Origin of the sequence: Algirhabdus cladophorae, from assembly GCF_044772865.1 — a bacterium.
Lineage (GTDB): Bacteria > Pseudomonadota > Alphaproteobacteria > Rhodobacterales > Rhodobacteraceae > Algirhabdus > Algirhabdus cladophorae.
In genome coordinates, this window is sequence record NZ_CP173029.1 from 850980 (window position 1) to 873143 (window position 22164).

General features: G+C 56.6%; 20 protein-coding genes and 1 tRNA gene. 14 read left to right on the plus strand and 7 right to left on the minus strand.

What is annotated here, in order from left to right:
* The first annotated feature begins 2 nt into the window (after positions 1-2).
* From ACIRQ6_RS04145 to ACIRQ6_RS04165, 5 genes are read left to right on the plus strand one after another with little or no spacing between them, the layout of a single operon-like run.
* On the plus strand, positions 3-1058 hold the full coding sequence (locus tag ACIRQ6_RS04145) for an LLM class flavin-dependent oxidoreductase (protein WP_420862876.1): 1056 nt from the start codon (positions 3-5) through the stop codon (positions 1056-1058).
* Positions 1048-1644, plus strand: a complete 597-nt coding sequence (locus ACIRQ6_RS04150; protein ID WP_420862877.1) for an amino acid synthesis family protein — start codon at positions 1048-1050, stop codon at positions 1642-1644. Before ACIRQ6_RS04145 ends, ACIRQ6_RS04150 begins: the two co-directional genes overlap by 11 nt.
* A complete protein-coding gene (locus ACIRQ6_RS04155) occupies positions 1619-2425 on the plus strand; it encodes an alpha/beta fold hydrolase (RefSeq protein ID WP_420862878.1) in 807 nt (268 codons plus the stop codon). Before ACIRQ6_RS04150 ends, ACIRQ6_RS04155 begins: the two co-directional genes overlap by 26 nt.
* Positions 2422-4104, plus strand: coding sequence for a thiamine pyrophosphate-binding protein (locus ACIRQ6_RS04160; RefSeq protein ID WP_420862879.1), 1683 nt, complete (start codon positions 2422-2424; stop codon positions 4102-4104). The genes ACIRQ6_RS04155 and ACIRQ6_RS04160 overlap by 4 nt, the downstream gene beginning before the upstream one ends.
* Positions 4104-5462, plus strand: coding sequence for an FAD-dependent oxidoreductase (locus ACIRQ6_RS04165; protein WP_420862880.1), 1359 nt, complete (start codon positions 4104-4106; stop codon positions 5460-5462). Before ACIRQ6_RS04160 ends, ACIRQ6_RS04165 begins: the two co-directional genes overlap by 1 nt.
* Here ACIRQ6_RS04165 and ACIRQ6_RS04170 read toward each other — a convergent pair.
* The 3 genes from ACIRQ6_RS04170 to ACIRQ6_RS04180 form a co-directional block, all read right to left on the minus strand.
* Complete coding sequence (locus tag ACIRQ6_RS04170) at positions 5459-5653, minus strand: tautomerase family protein (protein WP_420862881.1); 195 nt, start codon at positions 5651-5653, stop codon at positions 5459-5461. The two genes, ACIRQ6_RS04165 and ACIRQ6_RS04170, sit on opposite strands and share 4 nt — an antisense overlap.
* A gap of 46 nt (positions 5654-5699) precedes the next feature.
* On the minus strand, positions 5700-6677 hold the full coding sequence (locus ACIRQ6_RS04175; RefSeq protein WP_420862882.1) for an HpcH/HpaI aldolase/citrate lyase family protein: 978 nt from the start codon (positions 6675-6677) through the stop codon (positions 5700-5702).
* Positions 6678-6790: 113 nt separating this feature from the next.
* Positions 6791-7435 (minus strand): response regulator transcription factor, encoded by a 645-nt coding sequence (locus ACIRQ6_RS04180; protein WP_420862883.1) that lies wholly within the window; start codon positions 7433-7435, stop codon positions 6791-6793.
* 214 nt (positions 7436-7649) lie between these two features.
* Here ACIRQ6_RS04180 and ACIRQ6_RS04185 point away from each other — a divergent pair, with 214 nt between their 5' ends.
* The 4 genes from ACIRQ6_RS04185 to ACIRQ6_RS04200 are packed head-to-tail and all read left to right on the plus strand — an operon-like array spanning position 7650 to position 11686.
* Positions 7650-8897: an aminotransferase gene (locus tag ACIRQ6_RS04185; RefSeq protein WP_420862884.1), complete on the plus strand. Its 1248-nt coding sequence runs from the start codon at positions 7650-7652 to the stop codon at positions 8895-8897.
* Positions 8898-8939: 42 nt separating this feature from the next.
* On the plus strand, positions 8940-10166 hold the full coding sequence (locus ACIRQ6_RS04190) for a malate--CoA ligase subunit beta (RefSeq protein WP_420862885.1): 1227 nt from the start codon (positions 8940-8942) through the stop codon (positions 10164-10166).
* On the plus strand, positions 10163-11044 hold the full coding sequence (gene sucD / locus ACIRQ6_RS04195) for a succinate--CoA ligase subunit alpha (protein ID WP_420862886.1): 882 nt from the start codon (positions 10163-10165) through the stop codon (positions 11042-11044). The genes ACIRQ6_RS04190 and sucD overlap by 4 nt, the downstream gene beginning before the upstream one ends.
* A 12-nt stretch (positions 11045-11056) precedes the next feature.
* Entirely contained in the window at positions 11057-11686 is a 630-nt protein-coding gene (locus ACIRQ6_RS04200) for an NAD(P)-dependent oxidoreductase (RefSeq protein WP_420862887.1), read from the plus strand.
* Between the two features lie 80 nt (positions 11687-11766).
* On the opposite strand, the gene ACIRQ6_RS04205 is transcribed toward ACIRQ6_RS04200, so the two are convergent.
* From ACIRQ6_RS04205 to ACIRQ6_RS04215, 3 genes are all read right to left on the minus strand, one after another.
* Positions 11767-12555: an ATP-binding cassette domain-containing protein gene (locus ACIRQ6_RS04205; RefSeq protein WP_420862889.1), complete on the minus strand. Its 789-nt coding sequence runs from the start codon at positions 12553-12555 to the stop codon at positions 11767-11769.
* Positions 12556-12565: 10 nt separating this feature from the next.
* Positions 12566-13882 (minus strand): sugar ABC transporter permease, encoded by a 1317-nt coding sequence (locus ACIRQ6_RS04210; protein WP_420862890.1) that lies wholly within the window; start codon positions 13880-13882, stop codon positions 12566-12568.
* Positions 13883-13976: 94 nt separating this feature from the next.
* Positions 13977-15011: a substrate-binding domain-containing protein gene (locus ACIRQ6_RS04215; protein ID WP_420862891.1), complete on the minus strand. Its 1035-nt coding sequence runs from the start codon at positions 15009-15011 to the stop codon at positions 13977-13979.
* 189 nt (positions 15012-15200) lie between these two features.
* On the opposite strand from ACIRQ6_RS04215, the gene ACIRQ6_RS04220 reads away from it, so the two are divergent.
* Genes ACIRQ6_RS04220 through ACIRQ6_RS04230 form a run of 3 tightly spaced genes read left to right on the plus strand, consistent with a single transcriptional unit; the run spans position 15201 to position 19209 of the window.
* Positions 15201-16436 carry an ROK family protein gene (locus tag ACIRQ6_RS04220; protein ID WP_420862892.1) on the plus strand — a complete coding sequence of 412 codons (1236 nt, stop codon included), beginning with the start codon at positions 15201-15203 and terminating at the stop codon, positions 16434-16436.
* A 2-nt stretch (positions 16437-16438) separates the two neighbouring features.
* Positions 16439-17893, plus strand: coding sequence for a xylulokinase (gene xylB, locus ACIRQ6_RS04225; protein ID WP_420862893.1), 1455 nt, complete (start codon positions 16439-16441; stop codon positions 17891-17893).
* Positions 17893-19209 carry a cytochrome-c peroxidase gene (locus tag ACIRQ6_RS04230; protein ID WP_420863849.1) on the plus strand — a complete coding sequence of 439 codons (1317 nt, stop codon included), beginning with the start codon at positions 17893-17895 and terminating at the stop codon, positions 19207-19209. Before xylB ends, ACIRQ6_RS04230 begins: the two co-directional genes overlap by 1 nt.
* Here the strand turns inward: ACIRQ6_RS04230 and ACIRQ6_RS04235 are convergent.
* A complete protein-coding gene (locus ACIRQ6_RS04235) occupies positions 19206-20780 on the minus strand; it encodes a CRTAC1 family protein (protein WP_420862894.1) in 1575 nt (524 codons plus the stop codon). The genes ACIRQ6_RS04230 and ACIRQ6_RS04235 overlap by 4 nt on opposite strands.
* 117 nt (positions 20781-20897) lie before the next feature.
* Between ACIRQ6_RS04235 and ACIRQ6_RS04240 the strand changes: the two genes are divergently transcribed.
* Positions 20898-20974 (plus strand) — tRNA-Arg (locus tag ACIRQ6_RS04240).
* 271 nt (positions 20975-21245) lie between these two features.
* Positions 21246-21986 carry a VPLPA-CTERM sorting domain-containing protein gene (locus ACIRQ6_RS04245; RefSeq protein ID WP_420862895.1) on the plus strand — a complete coding sequence of 247 codons (741 nt, stop codon included), beginning with the start codon at positions 21246-21248 and terminating at the stop codon, positions 21984-21986.
* Positions 21987-22164: the final 178 nt, after the last annotated feature.

Sequence of the window (22164 nt, forward strand, 5' to 3'; positions counted from 1 at the left end):
CAATGAAATTTCACATAGCCATTAACCTTGAGCGGATGGACGACACGACGGATATGCTCGCCATGCGGGATCACACGTTGGAGATGGTCAAAATGGCCGACAAAGCGGGTTTTGAGGTGGCATGGGCAGCCGAACATCATGCGTTGGAAATGACCATCGCGCCGAACCCGTTTCAGCTGATGACATGGTGGGCCGATCATACGACGGACATTCGTGTGGGCTGTGGCGTGGCCAATGCATCCTACTGGCATCCGATCAATTTGGCCGGTGAGGCGGCAATGGTGGACCTGCTGTCTGGGGGGCGTTTGGAGTTGGGCCTGGGATCTGGTGCCTATCAGCGCGAGTTTGACCGCATGCGCCCCGGATTGGATCAGAAAGACAGTCATAAATACATGCAGGAAATGTTGCCGTTGGTGCGGGAATTGTGGAAGGGCGATGTGGAACATCAGGGCGAAAACTGGCAGTTCCCCAAGGCCACATCCTGCCCCAAACCAGTGCAAGCGGACGTTCCCATGTGGGTTGCCGCGCGCAGCCCTGCGACCTTTGACTACGCTGTGGCCAATGACTGCAATGTGATGTGTTGGCCCTTGACGATGCCCATGGCTGAGGCCGAGAAATACAAAGCCTTGTTGAGTGAAGCCATTGAAAAGGCTGGTGGAAATTGGAACGGTACCTTTGCTTGCATGCGCCACACGGCGGTCTATGCCAATGAAGAGGATCGCGCTGCCACTATGGGATCGATCCGCAATGTGCTGGGCAAGTTTGGTAATCTGATGATGAAAAAGGGCGACGTGGTAAACGGTTTCCCGGAAAATGTGCCCCTTGAGGAACTAGAGGGCAACGTGCGGGTCGATCCGACTATGCTGGAAGAAAACCTAATGTTTGGCTCGCCTGAGACCGTCATCGAAAAACTTCGCGCCTATGAGACCCTTGGCGTCGACGCCTTCATCTACTACGCCTCGATGGGCTTGGATATGGAGGTGCAAAAACGCTCGCTCCAACTGTTCATCGATCACGTCATGCCTGCTTTTGAAAAGGAAATGTCCCTTGCCAGCTGAAATTCGCCGCACCCTGATGCACATCCAGACGACCCATATCGAAGGGGGCCGTGCGGTGCCTACGCCGACCAAATTGGTGGCCGCTTTGGCGATCATCAAGAACCCTTGGTTCGGGCGTGGCTTCGTTGAAGATTTGCAGCCCGAAGTGGTGGAGCAGGGGCCGGAATTAGGCAAGTTGTTGACCGACATGATCCTTGATGTGACAGGGGATGCGTTGGAAGGCTACGGCAAGGCCAGCGTCGTCGGCATGGGCGGCGAGATCGAACATGCGCAGGCGCTGACCCATACCCTTTGGTTCGGCAACCAGTTCCGCGATGCAGTCAAGGCCAAAACCTATCTGGCGTTCACCAATACGCGTGGGGCTGCGGGTTGTTCGCTGATGATCCCGCTGATGGACAAGGACGATGGCGGGCGGCGCTCGCATTATCAGACGATACATTTGACCGTGCCTGATGCCCCTGCAGAGGACGAAATTATCATGGCTCTGGGGGCTTCGGTTGGCGGCCATCCACACCACCGGATCGGGGATCGCTATGCGGATCTCAAGGCTATGGGCCGCGATGTGGACAATCCCGCCGGTGTCTAAAGCCAAGGATGGAACAGCATATGATCTGATGGGGCCTGAAGGGGCCCCTTTGATCGTCTTGATCCACGGGCTGGGCCTGTGTCGGCAGATCTGGCAGCCTGTGTTGCCCGAGTTTGCAGGCTTTCGGGTGCTCAACTATGACCTTTATGGGCATGGGGAGAGTGGCCCTGCGCCTGAGGAGGTGAGCCTATCACTTTATGCCCGCCAGATCGCGGGTTTGATGGAGGAGGTGGGCGTGACCAAGGCCCATATCGTTGGCTTTTCCATAGGTGGGATGATCAACCGTCGCTTTGCCTTGGACTTTCCAGACCGTGTCGCCTCGCTGTGCATTTTGAATTCGCCCCATGATCGGGGGCCTGCGTTGCAGGCGCAGGTCGAAGCACGCGCCAAAACCGTGCTGGACCAAGGGGCCATGGCCACGATGGACAGCGCCCTGCAACGCTGGTTCACGCCCGAATATCTGGTGGTGGGCGATGGCCCTGACAAAGTGATCGCTTGGCGCGGACATGTGCACCCCGAAAGCTATGCGGGTGCTGCCTGGGTGCTGGCTAATGGGGTGGTTGAATTGACCAACCCTACGGCGCAAATCACGGCACCAAGCCTTGTGATGACCTGCGAGAACGATACAGGCAGCACACCCGCCATGTCGCATGCCATTGCCGCACAAATCCCCGAGGCGCAGACGAAAATTATTCCACATTTACAGCATCTTGGCTTGATGGAAGATCCCCAAGCTTTTGCTGTCCCTATCCGCGAATTTCTAGAAAGCCAGACCCAATGAAACAACAAATGTCCGGTGGGCAAGCCGCCGTCGAAGCCCTTAAGGCGCAGGATGTGAAACATGTCTTTGGTCTAATCGGATCGGCCACGATGGAGATGTTTGACGCGCTTTATGACGCGGACACCATCGACTTTATAGGGGTCCATGACGAACGCACGGGGACCCATATGGCGGACGGATATGCGCGTGCGTCGGGGCAGGCGGGGGTCATTCTGGCGGGGCAAAACGGACCGGGGGCCACCAATTTGGTGACGGGTCTTTCTCAGGCCAAAGCGGCCTATTCGCCGGTTGTGTCCATCGCGGGTGCATTGTCGTCAGGCCACGTCTACCGCGATGCGTTTCAGGAGGTGGACCAGCAATCGGTGTTCACGCCTGTGACCAAGAAAACCTGGACCGCCCCCAGCACCGATCGCGTGCCCGAACTGGTGTCCGAAGCCTTTCGCACGGCCCTATCGCCCCGCATGGGGCCAGTGCAATTGAACTTGCCGCGCGATGTTTTGGCCGCTCAGGCCGAGTTCGACGCGATGGAGGTGGGCAGTCGCAATACCTCTGTTCCTGCGGGGCATCCCGATCAAATCGCGCAGGCCGCAGCATTGCTTGTGGGCAGCCCGCGCATCGTGATCATCGCAGGTGGTGGCATCAAGAACACCGTGGGCCACAAGGCGGCAACTGATCTGGCCGAGGCGCTGAATTGTCCGATTGTCGCCTCGCCCGGCCATGGGGACGCAATCCCGTTTGGTCACCCGCTCTATGCAGGGCAAATGGGGCCGCGTGGCAATGTAGTGGCCAGTCGTTTGGTCAAGGAGGCTGACGTGATCCTGGCACTGGGCACGCGGCTGGGCTTCAACGCGACCTTCTATACTTATGACAACATCAACCGCGCCGCGAAGATCATCCATGTAGAACTGGAACCGACAGCCATTGGTCGTTTCTTCCCCATCGAGATTGGCATTTGGGGCGATGCGCCGACAGTGGCCCAGCAATTGACCACGGCGGTTCAGGGCCTTGCGGACCGGGCGAAGGCGGAGGCGTGGACCAAGGCCTTCCAGACGGAACGTGCCGCGTTTTTAGCCGCGCGGGATGCCGATGCGATCCTCACCCATCCGACGCAACCCTCTGGTTTGTTCAAAGCCTTGCGCGATGCGATCCCGCAGGACGCCGCGATCACGATGGATGCAGGCACGCTGTGTTTGCAGGCCACCGATGCGCTGAACTACCATCAGCCGCGCAGTCTGTTCACGCCGTTGGATTTTGGTTTGGTGGGCTTTTCATTTGCCGCTGGGTTGGGCATCAAGCTGGCGCAACCGGATCGGCCTGTGATCAGTTTGATGGGCGATGGCGGCTTTGGTATGACGGTCTCTGAGCTGTCTACGGCGGTGGATCATGACATCCCGACTATCACTATTGTGATGAACAATGGCTGTTGGGGCGCTGAAAAAGCCTATCAACGTGACTTTTTCAACGGTCGCTACATTGGGGCCGATGTGAGTAGCCCGCCCTTTGACAAGCTAGCAGAGCTGTACGGTGCCAAGGGATTCCGCGCCGAAAAACTGGGGGAAGTGGGTGATGCGCTGCAAGCGGCGTTGGAGTGCGGCAGGCCTGCGGTGATTGATGTGGCGGTGGATCCCAATGCGCTTTATTCTTTCCGGCGGGACAGTTTCAAACACCGAGGCGGCTAATGCAAATCACCGAACCCGCGCGTCAGATCGACGTCATACATCAAACGGATGTTTTGGTTGTGGGATCGGGCCCTGCGGGATTGGCGGCGGCTTTGGCCGCAGCGCGGGCCGGTGTAGAAGTGACGCTTGTGGAACGCTTTGGCTGTTTTGGCGGCAATATCACGGTTGTCGGTGTCGAAGGGTTCGCATGGTATCGCCACGAACAAACCGTCGAGGCGGGTGGCATTGGAATGGAGTTCGAAGAGCGCGCCAAAGCCATGGGGGCCGCCACGCCTGAAAGCCAATCCCTGAGCTATGAATTGGACAGCGAAGGTTTCAAATTGGTGGCCGACCGCTTGGTCGAGGAGGCAGGCATTCATCCGATGTTGCACCGTCAATTCGTGGCGCCGGTGATGGAGGGCGACATCATCACGGGCATCATCGTGGAATCCAAAGCAGGTCGGGAAGCGATCCTTGCCAAGCGGGTGATCGATGCGACAGGCGACGCGGATGTGGCTACGCGGGCGGGCGCGCCTGGCCACAAAACCCCAGTGGAAGAGATGCAAGCAGCCAGCGTCATGTTCCATGTGGCAGGCGTTGATAAAGCGAAATTCATGGAGGATGTGAAGGCCAACCCGCTGACCTACAAGGACTGGTCCACCGGCGAATGGACGGTCGAGACGGACGGGAAAGAGGACGATATGTTCTCGCCCTTTATCAAAAAGCCATTTGAGAAAGCGATTCAAGACGGGGTGATCCCGCCGCATTTGAACACGATTTCAGGCACTTGGGGCGCTGTACACGACAGTGGCGAGATGACCTATATGAACCTGATCCATCTGGCGGGCTGCGATGGGACGGATCCCGATAGCCTGACCCAGTTCGAGATTGAGGGGCGCAAACAGGCAATGCTGGCGATTGAGGCTTTGCGGCGCTACATGCCCGGTGGTTCGGGGATCCGGTTGCGCAATTTTGGCATGTCGATTGGTATTCGCGACACTCGCAAGATCGACGCGGTCTATAACATGACTGAGACAGACGTGCGCCATGAGGCACGGTTTGACGATAGCATCGGGATTTATCCAGAGTTTATAGATGGTTATGGAATTTTGATCCTGCCAACGACCGGGCGCTACATGCATATTCCCTATCGGTCGATGCTGCCAAAAGGCGTGGGTCACTTGCTGGTTGCGGGACGGTCTACAGGTGGCGACGCGGTCAGCCACGCGGCCACGCGCAACATGGCCTGCTGCGCGGTTCAAGGGCAGGGGGCAGGTGTGGCAGCGGCCTTGTCTTTGAAATTCAACCTGCCGTTGGACCAGATTGATTTAGGCGCTGTGCAAGCCGAATTGACCCGCCAAGGGGTGCGGTTGCATTAGTCTGGAAATTTGTCGCGGGCCGTGACGCCGCCAAAGCCCCAGTCGTCCTTCGAATGATCTGTGATCAAGACCTCTACAGCCTGAACCGAGCATCCTGCGGTGCGGGCCAGCCCCTCGGACAGTTCTTTGACGATGGCTTTCTTTTGGTCCACTGAGCGGCCTTCGAAGAGATCAACGCGGATGATTGGCATGGGCGGGACTTTCTTTGGTTAACGTCCCGCCACTCTGCCACGGGGGTTATGCGCCCGCAATCTGCTTGGCTTTTTCCACCAGAACTTCGGCCTGCCGGATGGATGCGTAGTCGATCAAGCGTCCGTCGAGGGAAACGGCGCCTTTGCCCGCGGCTTCTGCGTCGGCCATGGCCTCTAGAATGCGCCGGGCCTTGGTAATTTCTGCTTCAGAGGGGCTCATGACTTCGTTGGCGAGGGCGATTTGGCTGGGGTGGATGGCCCATTTGCCTTCGCAGCCCAAAACAGCTGCGCGGTAGGCAGCGGCACGGTAGCCATCTGGGTCTTTGAAGTCGCCAAAGGGGCCGTCGATGGGGCGCAATCCGTTGGCGCGGGCGGCCACAACCATGCGGGCCAAAGCGTAGTGCCACATGTCGCCCCAATGGGTTTCGCGACTGCCATCTTCGGCCGGATCGGTCAGGACTGCATAGTTTTCGTTCACGCCGCCAATGACAGTCGTCCGTGCGCGCGTCGAAGCCGCATAATCGGCCACACCGAAATGCAGGCTTTCGTTACGTTTGGAGGCGCCAGCGATTTCCGTGATGTTCTGCATACCCAAAGCGGTTTCGATAATATGTTCAAAGCCGATGCGCTTTTTGTAACCTTTTGCGTCCTCAATTTGAGTGACCATCATGTCGACTGCATAGACATCAGCGGCGGTGCCAACCTTGGGGATCATGATCAGATCGAGGCGTTCGCCAGCCTGTTCGACAATGTCGACGACGTCGCGATACATGTAATGTGTGTCGAGTCCGTTGATGCGGATCGACATGGATTTGGTGCCCCAGTCGATCTCGTTTAGGGCCTTGATGATGTTCTTGCGCGCCTGTTCTTTTTCATCGGGGGCGACGGCATCCTCGAGGTCCAAAAAGATCACATCGACGTCAGATTTTGCTGCCTTTTCAAACATTTCCGGCTGTGATCCTGGGACGGCTAACTCGGAACGGTTCAGGCGACCGGGGGCCTGTTCGATGGGGTGAAACGACATTTTGGACTGCTCCTTCGCGCAGATGATGGTCAGATGGCGGCCATTCAAACGCTGGAAGTCGGTGAGCTGTCAAGAAATAAAATTATATGCGCGTGCGCAATTGCGTAATTTTATTACAGGTCCGAGGTAGGGCCTTGCGCCATGCGCGATGCATAGAAAAACGCGATCGCGGCTGCTCGGTTTTTGACGTCTAGCTTATCGAAAAGGTTCGAAAGGTGGAATTTCACTGTGTTGATCGAGATACCCAATTCGGCGGCCAACTCGCGATTGGTCAGGCCCTTGGACAGCGCCTCAAGGATCATGCGTTCCTTGCGGCTGAGTTGCGAAATGGGATCCTGTTGCAATTCGCGCACGTCGAGAAACGGAAAGACCATTTTGCCCGCTGCTACATCGCGGCAGGTCTCGAGCAAGGTTTCAACTGGCGCGGATCGGGGTGCGAAGGCCGCAGCGCCTGCGGTCATGGCCAAGCGGGGCACATCGCCACCGTCGTCGCCGTAGACCACGAGGCGCGGCGCGTTTTCTTGATCGCGCAGCACTTCGATCAATTTCGCGCCCCCAAGCGCGGGGAGGGACCAATCGATAACGCCCACTTGGCAGGGTACGCGCATTACAGTGCCAAGGAACCCTTCGGCCGTGGCGGCCGTGGCCACCAACGAGAATCGCGGATCTCGCTCAAAAAGCTCGGCCATTGCGGACAAAACCAGGGGATTGCTGTCGGCGAGCATGATATCCACGGGACGTTCATTTTGATTAACCATTTGTTATCAGGCTCTTTTTCGCAATTTACTACCCGTATGGGTGGGTCTTATGACGGTATACAGTGGTATTTTTAGACTTTTGGGTGGGGTTTTTCCCATACCTTTAGCTACCCAAAAGCAGGAGTAAGGGATGTTGCCGCCTTTGTCCATGCTGTGCATTTTGAGGCCAAGTTACCCATTTTGACCTATTTGCGCTTGGGAGGGCCACACGACTATGAACGCGATCGTTCCATTTCCCCAACTCGATATTCCCCACACTATCGCCGCTGGACCGGGGCCGGGCAACACCGATGCGCGCGTTTTGGCGCGGTTCGCTGGCGCGGGCCTTGCGGACCACATGCACCCGGATGTTCTGCGTGGCATGGTCGAATGCAAGAAGATGCTGCGCGATGTGATGGGCACCCAAAATACGTACACTTATGGCGTGGCTGGCACAGGTTGGAGCGGGCTGGACGTCATGTTTGCAGGTGTGATGCCCGGCGACAAAGTGGTGATGTTCGTCAACGGCACCTTCTCAGGTATCGACGGCCTGACCGTCCGGATGAAGGCGGCCACTGCCGAGGAATTGGAGGCAAATTCGCTGGATCCGCAGGCCGCCAGCGTTACGATCATCAACGTCCCGCACGGTCAATCCGTCACTGGCGAGATCGTCGAGGCGGCTTTGGCCGAACACAAACCAAAATGGGCGGCAATGGCCCATTGGGAAACCGGATCCGGCCGGATCAATGACATCCGGGGGTTCTCGGACGCCTGTGTGAAACATGGCGCAATGGGGTTGGTCGATGCGGTGTCATCCCTAGGTGTCGAGGATTTCGCAATTGACGATTATCCCGGTGTGCATGGCTGGGCCTCTTGCCCTCAAAAGGGCATCTGCTGTTTGCCGCTGACCTATGCACCAGTGTCCTTCACGGATCAGTTCATTGAAACACTAAAGGCCACGGGCACGCGCACTTTTGTGCATCATCCAATCCTTGAGGCCCGTCATTGGGGCATCATCGACGGCCAAGATGTTGAAAAAGGCACCTATCACCGGACCCACAGCGCCTATGCGGTTGCGGCCTTCCACGAAGCGCTGCGGATCACTTTACAAGAAAGCATCGCACAACGGGCCAAGGATTATGCGTTCCACGAGGCAGCTTTGCGTGCAGCGGTCACGGCCATGGGCTGCGATGTGACGTCCAACATGACCTCGCTGATTGTTTTGAATTTGCCGCCAGCTTTGGCTGGGCGCGAGATGGAACTGGTTCAGCATTGTCGTGCGCAGAACTTTGGCATCTGGCCCACGTTGTCAGAACCCGTTCAGGTGCGCATCGGTATCCTGAACCTGCTCAACCAGTCCACGATATCCGACATTGCCACCCGTTTTGCCACAGCCATTACGGATCTGGGTGGGCAGGTTGATATGGACGCCGTGGAGGGTGCCCTGAACGAGCATTACCTAGCGGCTATGGCAGCCCAGTAAGCCCCGCGCGACCGCAGCGGTATCTTTGGGAGGAGAGACGCAATGGACATCCATGAATATCAAGCCAAAGAAGTGCTATCGAACTTTGGGGTCACGGTGCCACGCGGTGCCTTGGCCTACAGCCCCGAACAAGCCGCCTATCGTGCTCGCGAACTGGGCGGCGAACGCTGGGTTGTTAAGGCGCAAGTGCATGCCGGTGGACGCGGTAAGGCCGGGGGCGTCAAGATCTGCGCCTCCGATACGGAAATTCAGGATGCTACGGAAGGGATGTTCGGTCAAAAGCTGGTCACGCACCAAACAGGACCAGAGGGCAAAGGCATTTACCGTGTCTATGTCGAAGAAGCCTTGCAGATCGATCACGAGTTTTATTTGGGCTTTGTTCTGGATCGTTCCAGCCAACGGGTGATGATCGTAGCCTCTGCCGAGGGTGGGATGGAAATCGAAGACATCAGTGCGGATCGTCCGGACAGTATTGTGCGTGCCACAGTAGAGCCTGCGGTGGGGTTGCAGGAATTTCAGGGCCGCGAATTGGCGTTCAAACTGGGCCTTGATGCGTCACTGGTTCAGCAGTTTGTGCGCACGTTGCAAGGGTGCTACCGGGCCTTTACGGAACTGGATGCAACCATGGTCGAGATCAACCCACTGGTGGTGTCGGGTGACAATCGTGTCATTGCGTTGGATGCAAAAATGACGTTTGATGCCAATGCTTTGTTCCGGCATCCTCATGTTGCTGAATTGCGGGATAAATCCCAAGAGGATCCGCGCGAAAGCCGTGCGGCGGACCGTGGGCTTAGCTATGTTGGGCTAGAGGGCAACATCGGCTGCATCGTCAACGGGGCAGGTCTTGCGATGGCCACGATGGACACCATTAAACTGGCCGGTGGAGAGCCTGCGAATTTTCTCGACATTGGCGGTGGTGCCACGCCAGATCGCGTGGCCAAGGCGTTTCGTTTGGTCATCTCTGATGGCAATGTGGAGGCGATTTTGGTCAATATCTTTGCGGGCATCAATCGCTGTGATTGGGTGGCGGAAGGTGTGGTTCAGGCTCTGCGTGAGACCCAAGTCGACGTGCCTGTGATCGTGCGGCTTGCGGGAACAAATGTCGAAGAAGGTCAAAAGATCTTGGCCCAAAGTGGTCTGCCGATCATCCGCGCCACCACCCTTATGGAGGCTGCCGAGCGGGCTGTGGGGGCGTGGAGAAACGACCTGTCGCAAGGGGTTGTTGTGCGTGACCCGGGCGCGTCCAAAAGTTTGGAGGCCGCATCATGAGCATTCTTCTGGAGCGCGACACTAAGGTCATTGTTCAAGGCATTACCGGCAAAATGGCACGGTTTCATACCAAGGATATGCTGGCATATGGCACCAATGTTGTGGGCGGCGTCGTGCCCGGCAAGGGCGGTGCGCAGGTCGAAGGCGTGCCCGTGTTTGACACGGTCAAAGAGGCGGTTGCGGAAACCGGTGCTGTGGCCAGTTTGGTATTTGTCCCCCCCCCCTTTGCCGCAGACAGCATCATGGAGGCGGCGGACGCAGGCATCCACTATTGTGTTTGTATCACTGACGGGATCCCGGCGCAGGATATGATCCGCGTCAAGCGCTACATGTACCGCTACCCCAAGGACAAACGCATGGTTCTGACAGGGCCGAATTGCGCAGGCACTATCAGCCCGGGCAAAGCGATGTTGGGGATAATGCCGGGGCATATCTATTTGCCTGGTCATGTTGGCATTGTTGGCCGTTCTGGCACGTTAGGGTATGAGGCCGCGGCCCAACTAAAAGAGCGCGGCATTGGCGTGTCGACATCTGTGGGTATCGGCGGCGATCCCATCAACGGATCCAGCTTTCGCGATATTCTGCAGCGGTTTGAGCAAGACGAAGACACCCATGTGATCGCTATGATCGGTGAGATTGGTGGCCCGCAAGAGGCAGAGGCGGCGGAGTATATTCGCGACAATATCAGCAAGCCTGTAGTGGCCTATGTGGCGGGTCTTACGGCGCCCAAAGGCCGGACCATGGGTCACGCAGGCGCAATCATTTCGGCCTTTGGCGAAAGTGCTTCGGAAAAGGTCGAGATCCTCACAGCCGCTGGCGTGACGGTTGCGGAAAACCCTGCGGTGATTGGCGAAACCATTGCCCGTGTAATGGCATAAGGAGGCGATTAGATGTCTGTTTTTACGGTAATTTCGAGCCAGCAAGCGGTGGCCCCTGTCGCCCCTTTGGTGCCGCAGGTCTTTGACGAAGTCCCCACATCGGGACGCGCGGATCGTGCCATGACCTTGATTTTGATGTTAGCGCAAGGCACGCATGACTTGGCGGACAGTGTGCTTGGCCTTGTGGGGTGGGATGAGACTGCGCGCAATTTGGCGATACGGGCCAGTGTTGGCTTTGGCATGAGAGTGCATATCTACGTGCCTCATGATGCCGCTGTTCCCAGAGATTTTCCTGAAGCCGTGCGGATTGTGTCCGAATTGGACGTGGTCTTGCGGGCCAGTGATTTTATCTCGCTACACGGTCCGCATGTAGCGGGTCAGCCCGCAGTTATGACCGCCGAGCGGATGAATTTGATGCGCGAAGATGCGTGTTTGATCAACACATCCCATTGCGAATTGGTGAATGAATTGGCGCTGACCCAAGCCCTGTGGTTTGAAACAATCGGTGGGGCTGGTCTGGATCTCAGTGACCGGGTTGAGCCTGTTTGTGCCGCTTTGCGTGACTGCGATCAACTGGTGAGCCTGGACAATGGGCCTGCGGCCAGCACGGTGCATATCTTTCCGGCAGCGCAGGCGCGGTAGCTTTTCGGTGTTGAAAGCAAAAAGGGCGGGCCATCAGGCCCGCCCGTCTCATGCTTTGATGCCGGATTGTTTACCGGATCCTATTCCTTCATCGCACCGGGGCCTGGGGTGGCCCCTGCTGGGCATTTGCCCAAGATGATCATCCCCAGAACTTCGTCTTTGGTCACATCCTGTGTGCGGGCAGAGCCCACCATTTGGCCGTTCTTCATCACGGCCACGCGGTCAGCCAGATCAAACACATCGTGAATATCGTGGCTGATCAAAAAGATCCCAATGCCGTCCTTTTTAAGCTGGTGGATCAGATGGCCCACCTGTTCGGTTTCTTGTGGACCAAGGGCGGCTGTCGGTTCATCCATAATCAAGATGCGCGCATTAAAAAGGATCGCGCGGGCGATGGCCACAGATTGCCGTTGTCCGCCCGACAGCTTGCTGACCGGTTCTTTAAAGCGTTGGAAGTTGGGGTTCAGACGCCCCATCACTCGCCGCGCCTCGGATTCCATAGCTGCATCATCAAGCGTGCCAAAGCTGGTCAGGATCTCGCGCCCCAAATAGAGGTTGGCGGCTGCATCCACGTTATCGGCTACGGCCAACGTCTGATAAATCGTCTCGATCCCGTATTTCTTGGCATCGCGGGGATTGGCAATATCGGCCTCTTCCCCGTTGACAAAAATCTGGCCGCTGTCGCGTTTATAGGCGCCGGACAGGATCTTGATCAGGGTCGATTTGCCTGCGCCGTTGTGGCCCAAAATGGCGACCACTTCGCCGGGATATAGGTCAACCGAGGCCTGATCGACCGCCTTGATCCCACCGAATGCGATGGACAAGTCTTTGATTTCGACAAGTGGAGTATCTTTGCGTTCGTCTAACATAGTGATCTCCTTATTTCGCACGTTTGCGGTAAACGGTGTCGATCCATACGGCGATCACAAGGACCGATCCGACAACCATTCGTTGGATAGAGGAATCAAACCCGATCAGCACCATACCAGACAGCAGGCTTTGCATAACCAAGGCGCCGAGGATTGCGCCATAAATGGTGCCCATCCCGCCGGCCAAAGAGGTGCCCCCGATGACAGCTGCGGCGATGACATAAAGTTCGTCCAAAGTGCCAAGGGCGTTGGTGGCCGAGTTCAAGCGCGCCGAGGCGATGACCGAGGCGATGCCAGTGAGCAGACCCATCAGGGCAAAGATTTTCAGCGTCATCCAGCGGGTATTGATGCCTGCAAGGGCCGCGGCCTCGGGGTTGCCGCCGATGGCATAGACATAGCGGCCAAACCGTGTGCGGGTCATCAAGAAGGTCATGGCGACCCCGACGGCCACGAGGATCAAAACAGGGATCGCAAAGCCATGGCTGATGAACTGATCTGTCAGGTCTTCGCCGCTTTCGCGTCCCATTTGTTTGAGGATGCCCTTAGGGAGGGGGTAGGCGTTGACCAGTAACACAGCGCCAAGGATCATCGCGCAACCAACAGTGGCCAAGAACCCTTCGGCCCACATGGGGCGCAGGGAAAACCCAAAGCGGCGGCTGTTTTTGCGGTTATTATATAGCAGCGCCAGAACGCCCACGCAGGCCACGGCCCCAAAGATCCAACTGGCAGAGGCGCCGATGGATCCATAAGGCCCACCGCCCAGCAGTTTAAACTTTTCGTCCAGTGGCGAGATGGTACGCCCGTTGGCGGCTTGGAAGGCCATGCCGCGCCAAACCATCAAACCGCCCAAAGTGACGATGAACGATGGGATCTCGCGGTAGGCAATAAGCCAGCCGTGCAATGCGCCGATGGCGGCCCCCAAGGCAAGGCCCGTGATCACAGCCAGAATTGGGATCGCCCAATGGCCAAGGCCCAAGTACTGCGGTAGGATTTCAGCCTGTAGCAGACCCATAGCCATACCGATCACCCCGATCATCGAGCCTACAGAAAGGTCAATGTTGCGGGTGATGATCACCAACACCATACCCGTGGCCATCACGCCAATCGAGGCGGTTTGCACCGACAGGTTCCACAGGTTGCGCGGTGTCAGAAACCGGCCCTGATCAAGGAATATTTCGCCGTAAAAATGAAAGCCGAACCAGATAAGGAGTAAGGCACCGATCATACCGATCAGGCGGATGTCCAACTCGGTCGCGGTCAAAAATCGAGAGAGGGCAGACGGGTTTTCAACCTTCGCCGCTCCTTGTGGTTTCGCTGGATCGCTCACGGCGTTCCCCTATTCGTGTATGAGAATTTCTAGGTGGTTCCCTGCGCCGGATCTGGGAGAGACCGGCGCAGGGTTTAGCTATGTAGGCGGCGGTTTAGCTACAGCCGTCTACACCGTCCATTGCGCCTTCACAGGCTTGCTCTTTGGAGATGTGGCCTGCATCGATGGCAACGCTGAGGTTGTCTTTTGTCAGCGGTGTTGGATCCAGTAGGATCGCGTTCAGCTCGATGCCTTTTTCGCCACCATCAAAGGTGCCGGCACCATCGATTGCGTCCATGGCTGTACCTTCGGCCAAAGCAGAAGCGATCTCGCCTGCGGCTTTACCAAGGTTAGCTGCGTTTTTCCAAACGGAAACGGTTTGGATGCCACGAGCCACGCGGTTGATCGCGGCCAAGTCGCCGTCCTGACCACCCACTGGGATCACAAGGCCCTGACCAGACAGAGCTGCCACAACACCACCGGCCATGCCGTCGTTTTGGGACAATACAGCGTCAACATTGTTGTCGTTGGCTGTCAGGATTTGCTCCATGTTCTTTTGGGCATTTTCTGGCTTCCAGCTGTCGGAAAACGCTTCGCCAACAATTTTGATTTTGCCGGAATCAACTGCGTCGCCGATGACTTCCATCATGCCTTGCTTCAAGAAACCAGCGTTGGGATCGCCAGGATCGCCTTTGATCAAGGCATAGTTGCCCATTGGCTGAACTTCCAAAACGGATTTGGCGATGATGCGGCCCACGCCTACGTTGTCGAATGTCAGGTAGAATGTTCGGGCGTCTTCGATCAGGCGGTCATAGCCGATCACTGGGATGCCTTCGTTGGCGGCTGCTTCGATTGCCGGGCCGATGGCGTCTTTGTCCCATGCGTTGATGATCAAAACGTCAACGCCTTGGGCGATGAGTGCTTCGATGTCTGTCAACTGCTTGGCAGAGGACGATTCCGCGTCAGACGACACGTATTCGTTGCCTTCGGCTTCAATGGCGGCCACGATTGCGGCTTCGTCTGTTTTCCAGCGTTCTTCTTGGAAGCTGGCCCAAGATACGCCGATTTTTTTACCATCAGCCAAAGCAGCACTTGTCAGCGCAGTCACGGCTACGGATGCGACCAAAGCCGCTTTCATTAGATTCTTCATGGTATCCTCCCAAAGTGTCGGGCCTCCCAGCCCAACCGGTTGTTGCCGTTGGAGAATCATATTTTCACCAACAGTCGAGAAAAATAAACACGGCAGCGTGAGCAAGTCAATTCGAGTATCGAGAAAAATACTTGCGCCTTGGATTTATTGGCCCGATAGTCAGGCCAGTTAGAGGGAAATATCTGATTCATGGCCTTTCTTTCAGGCATCCATACGACCGAAGGTCTGCGGCATCGCAATCGTGCGTTGGTGCTGGCCTCGTTGCGCGCATTGGGGCCCGCCAGCCATACGCAGATCGCCGAACATTGCGGCCTTGCCTCCAGCACGATCACAGTAATCACGTCTGAATTTTTGGCCGAAGGCGTCATTGAAAAGGTCCAGCAACCTGCCGCCAGTGGGCGCGGGCGGCCCCGCGTTTTGTTGGGGTTGCGGTCTACCTTTGGATATTTTGCATTTATTCGCATTTCGTCCGGAATGGTCGAATTTTCCTTGATGGATTATCGCCGTGTCTTGATGGATCGGCGCAGTTTCCACCGTGACCCGCAGCAAACCTCGGCCAAGACTTTTGGATTAGGATTGCGGCAACAACTGGTGGATTTTATTGCTAGATCAAAGCTGCTGCCTGCGGATATCAAGTCGATTATGATCACCTCCAAGGGCTTGGTCGATCCAGACACAGCGCGCTTGCTGTGGTCCCCTGTTTTTGCCGATGAGCCTTTGGATTTTGCCCGGTTGTTTCGCACGGATTGGCCCGCCAGTGTGATCTTGCTGAATGAAACCTGTCTAAGCGCGCATCAAGTCATTCACCGTTCAGACGATATGGTTCAGGGCGCACGACACGCAGTGCTTTCATTGGGCGACAGTATTGGTTTGGGCGTGGCCACGCTGCGCGACGGTGGCGAGATCGAAATGGAGGCGCCCGCCTTTGGTCATTTGCCGCATCAGTTCGATGGACCGTTATGTCGTTGTGGGGCGCAGGGCTGCCTCGAGACTTATGCAGGCTTCTATGGAATCTTACGCGCGGCTTTCGATGCGCCGGCCCATGTCATCCCGGCCAAATTTATTCCTTTGGATGAAATGAACAAAATCGCTGTTGCGGCTCGCGCGGGTGATCGTCGTCATATTTTCGCATTCCGGCAGGCGGGACAGGCTCTGGGCCTGAGCCTTGCACGGTTGTTTAGTCTGATGGGGCCAATGCCTGTGCACATAAGTGGACCCGGTGTAGCGTTTTACGATTTGTTGCAGGCCGACGTTGAGGCCATGTTGGATCAAAGTCTGCAAGTGCGGCTGGGTCAGCGACCGCAATTGGACCTATTAAGCGACGAGCGCGCTTTGGTTTTTGAAAGTGCGGCCGAGGTTGTGTTTCGGCGCTATGATACGGAACGGGTGGCTGTGCGCCGCGCCGATGCCGCGACGGGAGACTAGAGATGTATCTGGGTTTGGATTTGGGCACCTCAGGGTTGCGGGCCGTCATTATGGATGGGGCAGGGCAAGTCCACGCCGAAGCGCAGAGCCCGTTTAAGGCCGAGCATCCGCGTTCGGGCTGGTCCGAGCAGGATCCAGATCTGTGGATTGAAGCTTGTCAGAACTGCTTTGCGCAATTGGCTGCGGATCATAGAGACAAAATGCAGGCGGTTTTGGGGATCAGCCTGTCTGGTCACATGCATGGGGCGGTTTTGTTGGATGCCGCGGATCGGCCTTTGCGGCCCTGTTTGTTGTGGAACGACACCCGTGCCGCCGATGAAGCGCGCCGTTTTGATGCAGATCCTCTGTTTCGCGCCGTATCAGGCAATATCGTGTTTCCCGGATTTACAGCACCTAAGGTAGCGTGGGTGGCCCAGAATGAACCGGACCTTTTTGCCAAGTGCGCCACGGTTATGTTGCCCAAGGACTACTTGCGCCTTTGGCTGACAGGGATCCGGGCGACGGATATGTCAGATGCGGCTGGCACCAGTTGGCTGGATGTGGGCGCGCGGGCGTGGTCCGAGGAATTGGTTGAAACAACAGGCCTGCGATTAGACCAACTGCCGAATTTGTTAGAAGGTGCAGCCCCTGCCGGTACTTTGCGTCCTGACGTGGCTACGGCCTATCAGTTGCGCGCTGGGGTTGTCGTGGTGGCCGGTGGCGCGGACAATGCAGTGGCCGCATGCGGTGTGGGCTGCTTTGCGGAAGGCGACGGGTTCGTGTCTTTGGGAACATCCGGCGTAGTTTTGGCCGCAAAAGATAGTTTTGCGCCAATGCCCGACACGGCGGTGCACAGTTTTTGCCATGCGGTGCCAGATCGTTGGTACCAAATGGGTGTAATCCTTGCCGCGACGGACTGCATGAATTGGTTGTCGCGCAATTTGGGCCAATCGGCGGCGGAACTGTCAGCCCTTGTGGATGGCTTGCCCCCTGAACCGACCGATTTGATGTTTGTGCCTTATCTGTCGGGTGAGCGGACGCCGCATAATGATGCGTCTATCCGAGGGGCTTTTGTTGGGCTTGATGTGGGCCATGGTCCGGCGGATTTGACCAAAGCGGTGATGCAAGGCGTGAGTTTTGCGTTGGTGGATAATCTTCAGGCCCTTAGTGCCACGGGCACCAATCTGACCCGCGTGTTGGGAATTGGCGGCGGAACAGCCTCGGCTGCGTGGGTTCAAATGCTCGCCACCAGCCTTGGGGTGCCGATCCAATTGCCGGTGAAAGGTGATTTTGGGGCTGCGGTTGGGGCCGCACGATTGGCGCAATTGGGCACATCTGGTGGGGATATGGCCAGTATCATGTCCAAGCCTGCAGTTGCCCAAACCATTGATCCCGATCCTGCACATGCGGCAGGTTTTGCCCAGGCGCATCAGCGCTATCAAACACTCTACCCAGCGTTAAAGGAGTTGAACCCATGATGCGCGCCGTCAGTGCCTTTGCGGTTTTGTGCCTTGGGGGTGCTTTTGCACCGGTATCTGCAGATACGCTGCCCAAAGCAGATGCGCTTTTTCCTGATTTGGACATGAAAAGCGTTAAGTTGGGGCAGTTGCTGTTTTACGACCCGATCCTGTCGGGCAACAAATCTGTGGCCTGCGCGACCTGTCATCATCCGGATTTTGCCACCGCAGATGGTGTGTCGCTGGGGATTGGTGACGGTGGTATTGGGCTGGGACCCAACCGCAAAATCGATCCAGACAATCCGCCAGAAGAACGCGTGCCACGTCATGCGCCGGCTTTGTTCAATCTGGGAACAGCCGAGTTTAGCGTGATGTTTCACGATGGCCGTCTTGAGGCCGACAGCAGCCAGCCCCACGGCCTGCGCACGCCGTTGGGCGGTGATATGGTGGCAGGGTTCAAGTCCGTTCTGTCGGCGCAGGCGATGTTCCCTGTGCTCAGCCCGGACGAGATGGCAGGGCACTATGGTGAGAACGATATTTCAACGGCTGTTCGGCAGGGGCGGCTGAGCCATGAAGGGGGCGCTTGGGATATTCTGAGTGGGCGGATCACTGAAATTCCTGAGTACCGTCAAAGGTTTGATGCAGTCATTGGCGCGAATGCCGAAATCGAATTCACCGACATTGCCAATGTGATTGCGGATTTCATTGCTTTTGAATGGCGGGCCGATGACAGCCCGTTTGACCGATATCTGCGTGGTGAAGCCGGGCTGAGCGACACGGCCCTTGCCGGAATGGAGCTGTTTTATGGGCCTGCGGGATGTAGCAGCTGCCATAGCGGTCAATTCCAGACCGATCACGGGTTTCACGCGATTGCTGTGCCGCAAATCGGACCGGGCAAAGCACCGGCCTTCCTTGATCACATGCGCGACGACGGGCGGATGGCGGTGACAGGGCAAATCAAAGATCAATACGCGTTTCGCACGCCGAGCCTGCGCAATGTGGCCCAAACGGCACCCTATGGCCACAGTGGGGCCTACGCCACGTTGGAAGGGATCGTCGGGCATCACACAGCGCCGACGGCAAGCCTAGAGGCTTACGACCAAAGCCAAGCGATTTTTCCCGTATCCTTGGGCCATGATGATTGGAGTGTGCAAAACAGTGCGCGCGAACGGGCCGAGATTGCGACGGCCAACCAACTGAGGGCATCGCCGATGCGGGCGGAAGATATGGCCCAGATTATTGCGTTTTTGGAAAGTCTCAGTGATCCAGTGAGCCTTACGGGCCGACTGGGAATTCCTGAGACAGTTCCTAGCGGATTGCCGCTGGATCCGCGTTAGTTGTATTTTTGAACAACAATTGATGTGTTTAGTTGGTCATGCGTCACGATGGTTTGGCTTTGGTCAGGCCAGATGACTGTGATCTCTACGGATTGATCGCCAAGATCGCCCAAGCCAAAATGTAAAGGCACATGACTGCCGCCTGCATGGCCACCGCCAATGGTGCGTTCTTGGGTCCACAGGCGATCATTGATCCGAAGCTCCACAATCGCACCAATAGCAAAGGGGTTTGACCCCTCTTGACGCAGTGCTAACGACAGCCAATCGCCAGCGTCCGCAGTGGTGTTTTGCCAGATTTGCAAGTCAGCGCGGCGATTGTTGACCAATAGATCCAGCAGGCCGTCACTGTTCAAATCGACCATCGCGCCGCCGCGCCCGCGGTCCATAGAGGCCACGCCAGCCTCGGCTCCGCCCTCGACAAAATTACCGTCCTGTTGGCCCAGCAGCAGATTGTTGGGGTCCTGCATCGCGGCCACAGGCATTTGTTCGACATTGCCTTTGGTCACAAAGATATCGTCATACCCATCGTTCTGGACATCGCCAAAGGCCACGTGCCAGCCTGTTGAAGGGCGTCCGTCACCGCCAGTATAGGGACGGTGGGCCGTGATGCCTTTGCCGTAGGGGGCGTTTTCGTAGGACGGTTCTGTGGTGCTGGTCAGACTGTGCAATTTCTGATCGCCCATGGAGGTCAGATAGATCTCTGGCAAGCCGTCGCCAGTCAGATCGCGGCTGGCAATCCCCATGCCCCAAAGCGAATAGTCGCGCCAGCCGTCGGCTTGGCCGTACAGCCGCGGTGTGGCGGCCATAGACCAAAGTTGCTCGGATCCGCCGCGTATATAATAGTGGCGGTCATTGCTGACCCGCAGGTCTGCGCGTCCTTTGCGGCCCCAATCGGAAAACAGCATAGAAAGCGTGCAATAGCCGGGTGTCAGGGGCAGGGCAGCGCTATAACCCTGTTGCCCGTCTTGCCCGTCGAAGTTGGGACGGTGCAAAAACGAGGCGTCACAAGTCTCGAACGGTCCATTTGGATCAAAGCGGTCAATATAGTTGCCGAACGCCATGGTGGGCAGGGTTTGGCCCTGTTCCCATGTGGCGCTAAAGGCCGTGGTCCAATGATCCCCAAAACTTGGAATCTGTTTTTCCGGGAAGGGGGCGAATTGGCAATCGCCCTGTCCTTGCAAGATTGTGTTGTGTCCCACGCGCAAAATCACCAAATCCAGCGTACCGTCACTGTCGATGTCCAGTGGGTAGGCCCCAGTGACATTGGTGAGATCTTCAAGGCCTGAGGCTGCGGAAGGGTTAGTCGCGAAACGAACGGCCTCAGTTGTGCTGGTGTTGATGAGTAGGGTTGACGGGCCTGCGCCGCCTGCTGCGAACACCTCTGGGTTGTTGTCGCTGTTGCAATCAAACACGGCCAAACCGCCGCCTACGAAAAATTCCCATTCGCCCGAGTACTGATGGGAGGGGACTGGAACCACACTAAATTGAGGGGATGCATTGGCTGCGCTGAAGGCCATTGTGCTGACTGCGCAATAGCTGGCGAGGCATTTTATGAGAGGCAAATGGTTCATTTCGATATGCTGCCATGTTGGCCTTGGATAGGCCATGGGATCCGGTGCAGATCCTCGCCCAAAATGCGATTTTTTATTTTGTCTGTTGGAAAAGAACCCGTTAAGACGCTGGTACGCGTCTCCTTAGCTCAGCTGGATAGAGCAGCCGACTTCTAATCGGCAGGCCGAGGGTTCGAATCCTTCAGGGGACGCCATTTTTCTGCTTTTTGGGCTGTTTTCGCAACCTGTGGCGCGGGTTTCAAAGCCGTCATCCGAATCGAATGAGACGCGGGCGGTCTAAATTTGCGGCAGAATTCTGGGGAAATGTGGCACCAATGAGGCAACTGTTTCCCTAGGGACAACAGTTTTGGGGTATAAACGTCAACTGTGTCGCTACGTCAGGTATTTTCCCCTCGCATTCAATAAAAATTGGTTTAAAAGTTCTGATATGTTAGCAAGTGACATCTTTTATTGAGGTTAAACGGTATGTTGAAATTTTATATGCTTGGACTGGCGACCGCTGCGGCTGTGTCTTTCGGTTCTGTAGCAGGTGCTGCTACGATTGATGCTGCATCTCAGAATGCGAGCAATCCCTTCGCGAACGCAGCGGGCACTGGCAAGCTGAGCTTTAACGCGACGCACAAGATCAATGGCGTGAAAACGACAGAAGAAATCGGTGCGTTCCGCATGACAGGGTCTTATAGTTCTGGTGGTCGTGTTGATTTTCTCGCGGTCTCTACCCAGATGGGCACTGCCTTTGACAGCACTCAGACATCCTATGAGATGGCTGACCCATTCTCTGATCGTGTAACAGCGCAGTTGAATGCTCTTGCCAGCAACGCATGGTCCTTGGTTACAACCAAGAGTAAAGCAGTTGGCTTCCAAGCGGCAGTTTGGGAAATCATCAACGAAACGAATGCGACCAAAGGCTTGAACGTCAAAAACGGTGATTTCGTTTTGGTTCAAACCACACGAGGCGACGTAAGCGACAAAGCACGCGAGTGGGCTAACGAATGGCTGGGCTACATTGCTGACGGCACGTGGACCAACACCAACGCGTTCCAACAATTGACCACATCTGACAGCGCGAACTTGTTGACAGACATCTCTGGTCAGGCTGACGCTGCGACGAATACATTGGGTGCAGTACCATTGCCTGCCTCCAGCTTGTTGTTGATCACAGGTCTTTTCGGTGCGGGCTATGTTGCCCGCCGCCGCAAGTCCTAAACCTCACCAATACCCTCATTAATATACCGAAAAACTCCCAATAGCGCCCTTTTGAACGGCGCTATTGGTTATTGGCGGCCGCTTTGTGGTCGGCACCCTACGGGGCCTGTCAAACCTGAACCATTGACCGTTTTATTCCCCGTTACCGCCGCTGCTGCATCGGCGATAAGACCTCGTA

What these genes read in the sequence shown, in the direction of transcription:
- ACIRQ6_RS04145 (WP_420862876.1), top strand. Translation starts at nt 3, where the DNA reads ATGAAATTTCACATAGCCATTAACCTTGAGCGGATGGACGACACGACG.
- ACIRQ6_RS04155 (WP_420862878.1), top strand. Translation starts at nt 1,619, where the DNA reads ATGTGGACAATCCCGCCGGTGTCTAAAGCCAAGGATGGAACAGCATAT.
- ACIRQ6_RS04160 (WP_420862879.1), top strand. Translation starts at nt 2,422, where the DNA reads ATGAAACAACAAATGTCCGGTGGGCAAGCCGCCGTCGAAGCCCTTAAG.
- ACIRQ6_RS04165 (WP_420862880.1), top strand. Translation starts at nt 4,104, where the DNA reads ATGCAAATCACCGAACCCGCGCGTCAGATCGACGTCATACATCAAACG.
- ACIRQ6_RS04170 (WP_420862881.1), bottom strand. Translation starts at nt 5,653, where the DNA reads ATGCCAATCATCCGCGTTGATCTCTTCGAAGGCCGCTCAGTGGACCAA.
- ACIRQ6_RS04175 (WP_420862882.1), bottom strand. Translation starts at nt 6,677, where the DNA reads ATGTCGTTTCACCCCATCGAACAGGCCCCCGGTCGCCTGAACCGTTCC.
- ACIRQ6_RS04180 (WP_420862883.1), bottom strand. Translation starts at nt 7,435, where the DNA reads ATGGTTAATCAAAATGAACGTCCCGTGGATATCATGCTCGCCGACAGC.
- ACIRQ6_RS04185 (WP_420862884.1), top strand. Translation starts at nt 7,650, where the DNA reads ATGAACGCGATCGTTCCATTTCCCCAACTCGATATTCCCCACACTATC.
- ACIRQ6_RS04190 (WP_420862885.1), top strand. Translation starts at nt 8,940, where the DNA reads ATGGACATCCATGAATATCAAGCCAAAGAAGTGCTATCGAACTTTGGG.
- sucD (WP_420862886.1), top strand. Translation starts at nt 10,163, where the DNA reads ATGAGCATTCTTCTGGAGCGCGACACTAAGGTCATTGTTCAAGGCATT.
- ACIRQ6_RS04200 (WP_420862887.1), top strand. Translation starts at nt 11,057, where the DNA reads ATGTCTGTTTTTACGGTAATTTCGAGCCAGCAAGCGGTGGCCCCTGTC.
- ACIRQ6_RS04205 (WP_420862889.1), bottom strand. Translation starts at nt 12,555, where the DNA reads ATGTTAGACGAACGCAAAGATACTCCACTTGTCGAAATCAAAGACTTG.
- ACIRQ6_RS04215 (WP_420862891.1), bottom strand. Translation starts at nt 15,011, where the DNA reads ATGAAGAATCTAATGAAAGCGGCTTTGGTCGCATCCGTAGCCGTGACT.
- ACIRQ6_RS04220 (WP_420862892.1), top strand. Translation starts at nt 15,201, where the DNA reads ATGGCCTTTCTTTCAGGCATCCATACGACCGAAGGTCTGCGGCATCGC.
- xylB (WP_420862893.1), top strand. Translation starts at nt 16,439, where the DNA reads ATGTATCTGGGTTTGGATTTGGGCACCTCAGGGTTGCGGGCCGTCATT.
- ACIRQ6_RS04230 (WP_420863849.1), top strand. Translation starts at nt 17,893, where the DNA reads ATGCGCGCCGTCAGTGCCTTTGCGGTTTTGTGCCTTGGGGGTGCTTTT.
- ACIRQ6_RS04235 (WP_420862894.1), bottom strand. Translation starts at nt 20,780, where the DNA reads ATGAACCATTTGCCTCTCATAAAATGCCTCGCCAGCTATTGCGCAGTC.
- ACIRQ6_RS04245 (WP_420862895.1), top strand. Translation starts at nt 21,246, where the DNA reads ATGTTGAAATTTTATATGCTTGGACTGGCGACCGCTGCGGCTGTGTCT.